The following is a 2,734-nucleotide window of genomic DNA, read 5'->3' on the forward strand; positions in this document are numbered from 1 at the left end:
CGAAGGATGTGCAGAGGCTCGACCGGGTGATCATCCGTTTTGCGGGGGATTCCGGTGACGGGATGCAGTTGACGGGTGATCGTTTCACGTCGGAGACGGCGTCGTTCGGGAACGATCTGTCGACGCTGCCGAACTTTCCCGCCGAGATCCGTGCTCCGGCAGGCACGTTGCCGGGTGTGTCCTCGTTCCAGTTGCACTTCGCCGATCATGACATCCTCACGCCGGGTGACGCGCCGAACGTGCTGGTGGCGATGAACCCGGCCGCGTTGAAGGCGAACGTGGGCGACCTGCCGCGGGGTGCGGAGATCATCGTCAACACGGACGAGTTCACCAAACGGGCGCTGCTGAAGGTCGGCTACGACACCAGCCCGCTGCAGGACGGCTCGCTGGAGGGCTACCAGGTCCATCCGGTGCCGCTGACCACGCTGACCGTCCAGGCGCTGAAGGAGTTCGACCTCAGCCGCAAGGAGGCCGAGCGCAGCAAGAACATGTTCGCGTTGGGTCTGCTGTCGTGGATGTATCACCGGCCCACGGAGGGCACGGAGAGTTTCCTGCGGGCGAAGTTCGCGAAGAAGCCGGACATCGCGGCGGCCAACATCGCCGCGTTCCGGGCGGGCTGGAACTTCGGTGAGACCACGGAGGACTTCGCGGTCTCCTACGAGGTCGCGCCGGCCACGACGGCGTTCCCGGTGGGTACCTACCGCAACATCTCAGGGAACCTGGCGTTGGCCTACGGGCTGATCGCGGCGTCCCGGCAGGCGGATCTGCCGCTGTTTCTGGGCTCGTATCCGATCACGCCGGCCTCCGACATCCTGCACGAGTTGTCCCGGCACAAGAATTTCGGGGTGCGTACCTTCCAGGCGGAGGACGAGATCGCCGGGATCGGGGCCGCGCTGGGGGCGGCGTTCGGCGGTTCGCTGGCGGTGACCACGACGTCCGGTCCGGGGGTGGCGCTCAAGAGCGAGACGATCGGTCTGGCCGTCTCGCTGGAATTGCCGCTGCTGGTGGTGGACATCCAGCGCGGCGGCCCCTCGACCGGCCTGCCGACCAAGACCGAGCAGGCCGATCTGCTGCAGGCGATGTACGGCCGCAACGGCGAGGCCCCGGTCGCGGTGATCGCCCCGCGCACCCCGGGGGACTGCTTCGATGCCGCGCTGGAGGCGGCCCGGATCGCGCTGACCTACCGCACCCCCGTCTTCCTGCTGTCCGACGGCTACCTGGCCAACGGCTCCGAGCCCTGGCGCATCCCCGACCTGGAGGAACTACCCGACCTGCGGGTGCAGTTCGCCCAGGGCCCCAACCACACCCTCGACGACGGCACCGCAGTGTTCTGGCCCTACCTGCGCGATCCGCAGACCCTGGCCCGCCCCTGGGCCATCCCCGGCACCCCCGGCCTGGAACACCGCATCGGCGGGATCGAGAAACAGGACGGCACCGGCAACATCTCCTACGACCCCGCCAACCACGACTTCATGGTCCGCACCCGCCAAGCCAAGATCGACGGCATCCAGGTACCCGACCTCGACGTCGACGACCCCCACCACGCCCGCACCCTCGTACTGGGCTGGGGCTCCACCTACGGCCCCATCACCGCCGCCGTCCGCCGCCTGCGCACCGCCGGCCAGTCCATCGCCCAGGCCCACCTGCGCCACCTCAACCCCTTCCCCGCCAACCTCGGCGACATCCTGCACCGCTACGACACCATCGTCGTCCCCGAGATGAACCTCGGCCAGCTCACCACCCTCATCCGCGCCACCTACCTCGTCGACGCCCGCTCCTACACCCAGATCAACGGCATGCCCTTCAAAGCCGAACAACTCGCCACGGCTCTCCAGGAGGCCATCGATGGCTGAGACGCCCACCCACGGCACCGGCACGATCGACACGCTCTCCCTCGTGCCCAAAGCCATCACCCGCCAGTCCATGAAGGACTTCAAGTCCGACCAGGAAGTCCGCTGGTGCCCCGGCTGCGGCGACTACGCGGTCCTGGCCGCCGTCCAGGGCTTCATGCCCGAACTCGGCCTGGCCAGAGAGAACATCGTGTTCATCTCCGGCATCGGATGCTCCTCCCGCTTCCCGTACTACATGAACACCTACGGCATGCACTCCATCCACGGCCGCGCACCCGCCATCGCCACCGGCCTGGCCACCTCCCGCCGCGACCTGTCCGTCTGGGTCGTCACCGGCGACGGCGACGCCCTCTCCATCGGCGGCAACCACCTCATCCACGCCCTGCGCCGCAACGTCAACCTCAAAATCCTGCTCTTCAACAACCGCATCTACGGCCTCACCAAAGGCCAGTACTCCCCCACCTCCGAAACCGGCAAAATCACCAAATCCACCCCCATGGGCTCCCTCGACGCCCCCTTCAACCCCCTCTCACTCGCCCTCGGAGCCGAAGCCACCTTCGTCGCCCGCACCATCGACTCCGACCGCAAACACCTCACCGACGTCCTGCGCCAAGCCGCCGCCCACCCCGGCACCGCCCTCGTCGAGATCTACCAGAACTGCAACATCTTCAACGACGGCGCCTTCGACACCCTCAAAGACCAACACACCGCCGACGAAGCCCTCATCCGCCTCGAACACGGCCAACCCATCCGCTTCGGACCCCACCACACCCACGGCGTCCTGCGCGACCCCCACACCGGCGACCTCACCACCGCCACCATCACCCCCGACAACGAACCACACATCCTCACCCACGACGCCCACGCCCCCACCCCCGAGGGGC

General features: G+C 67.7%; 2 protein-coding genes. Both read left to right on the forward strand.

Features of this window, described 5'->3' with window-relative positions:
- Window positions 1-1,853: 2-oxoacid:acceptor oxidoreductase subunit alpha (locus tag ADL25_RS08935; RefSeq protein WP_059127131.1), on the forward strand; the 1,853-nt coding region annotated here is incomplete at its 5' end.
- Window positions 1,846-2,734 (forward strand): 2-oxoacid:ferredoxin oxidoreductase subunit beta (locus ADL25_RS08940; RefSeq protein ID WP_059127132.1); only part of this gene is annotated, 889 nt, incomplete at its 3' end. The genes ADL25_RS08935 and ADL25_RS08940, both read left to right, overlap by 8 nt.

This window comes from Streptomyces sp. NRRL F-5122 (genome assembly GCF_001507435.1).
Classification (GTDB): Bacteria; Actinomycetota; Actinomycetes; order Streptomycetales; family Streptomycetaceae; genus Streptomyces; species Streptomyces lannensis.